Here is an 876-nt window from a genome sequence, read left to right as displayed (position 1 = left end):
ATCAACGAAAAGCGCATGAATGCAGGTCAACGCAGAAATTCCTGTGGTGGGTTACGTACCTTTGTTGGGATAGACCCTACTGTGTGCGAACCAAGTTCCGATCCATTACCCAGCCCCTCCGTCGCACCAAAGTTCAATTTCGGACCAGTGGCGTTGATCAGGTAATCATATTCAACCTCGACCATTTCGCCTGTGGGATCACCAGTCCGCATACCGCGAACAAATGGTTTTTCATGGTCAGCGCTACCTTCTGGGAAAACCTCTTGGGCAAGCGCCTGAACAAAGGTGATGCCCGCCTTTTCATAGACTGGAGCAAGGTCAAAGGTCACATCATCAGTGGTCATCATGTCGACACCGACCCAAATGTTCGACGGGATCCAATTCCACTTGCTATTGGGGGTCATCACGATGACCTCAGCCTTTCGGCCCGCCCATTTCTTGATGTAACTCGCAGCCGTATGACCCGACACGCCTGCGCCAAGAATTAAAACACGTTTCAATGTATGCCTCCCGACCGAACTTGACCTCGACGAGCGAGGGTTCGGGCAAGAAGATACAATACATCTCGAAAAACTAATTTGATTTGAGTCATCTTGAGAGATGTCCAAAAGGTTAGCTTTTGGACATCACCAACTCTCTTCCCGCCGCAGGCGGATCAAAGGCTATGTCGTTTGAGACATTGGGGCCACAATGATCTGCGGCCCCTTTTATACGGCATCAGGCCTTAAACTAGCTCTACAGCCAGCGCGGTTGCCTCACCGCCACCGATGCACAGAGACGCAACGCCTTTTTTCAAACCGCGCGCTTGAAGTGCCGCAATAAGCGTCACGACGATACGTGCACCAGAACAGCCGATCGGGTGTCCCAAGGCACAGG

General features: G+C 51.8%; 1 protein-coding gene and 1 pseudogene. Both read right to left on the bottom strand.

The genetic code is table 11. From position 1 onward, the window contains the following. Positions 1 to 26 precede the first annotated feature (26 nt). Positions 27 to 500: a hypothetical protein gene (locus AC1QQ2_RS14525; protein WP_479713679.1), complete on the bottom strand. Its 474-nt coding sequence runs from the start codon at positions 498 to 500 to the stop codon at positions 27 to 29. 224 nt (positions 501 to 724) lie between these two features. Beyond that, positions 725 to 876, bottom strand: a pseudogene (locus tag AC1QQ2_RS14520) (acetyl-CoA C-acetyltransferase); the annotation flags it as partial.

The organism is Aestuarium sp., assembly GCF_023253315.1.
Lineage (GTDB): Bacteria > Pseudomonadota > Alphaproteobacteria > Rhodobacterales > Rhodobacteraceae > Marivivens > Marivivens donghaensis.
Note: the sequence above shows the minus strand (reverse complement) of the source record. Positions and strands in the feature narration are given on the sequence as shown.